The 541-nt window shown below is 62.3% G+C and carries 1 protein-coding gene; it reads right to left on the reverse strand.

Annotated elements, in window-relative coordinates; genetic code table 11:
• Positions 1 to 27: 27 nt before the first annotated feature.
• A partial coding sequence (locus H5397_RS17530; RefSeq protein WP_182819036.1) for an integrase core domain-containing protein occupies positions 28 to 541 on the reverse strand: 514 nt, incomplete at its 5' end.

The raw sequence follows: 541 nt of genomic DNA on the forward strand, positions 1-541 counted from the left end.
TGAACCGCCTCAGGTTCTCTGCCGCTTCTATGCGGGGAGAGAACTCTGGTGTGAGGTCTCGTAGTAGGCAGCCTCGAACTCGTCGGGGCTGACCATTCCGAGGCTACCGTGGAGCCTGCGGTGGTTGTACCAGTCGACCCATCCGGCGGTCGCGAATTCGACGTCGGCGATCGTCTTGTACGGGCCGTCGTGGAAGATCGTGGTGCGCACGCACTCGGCCTTGTAGAGCCCGTTGATCGTCTCCATCAAGGCGTTGTCATACGCGTCCCCGACCGTCCCGATCGACGGGGCGATCTGCTCCAGGGCGAGGTGATCGGTGAGCACAATCGATGTGTACTGGGAGCCCGCATCGCTGTGATGAATGAGCTGATCCGGGCCGACACGGTGGCCTTGACGATCGCGTTCCCACAGCGCCATCCGCAGCGGGATCATCACCAAGTCGACGTGCTTGCTGGTCTGCGCATGCCAGGCCACGATGCGTTGCGAGAACACGTCGAGGATGAACGCGACATACACCCAGCCTGCCCAGGTGCGCACATAG

The sequence above is a fragment of the Propioniciclava sp. MC1683 genome (genome assembly GCF_014164675.1).
Taxonomy (GTDB): domain Bacteria; phylum Actinomycetota; class Actinomycetes; order Propionibacteriales; family Propionibacteriaceae; genus Propioniciclava.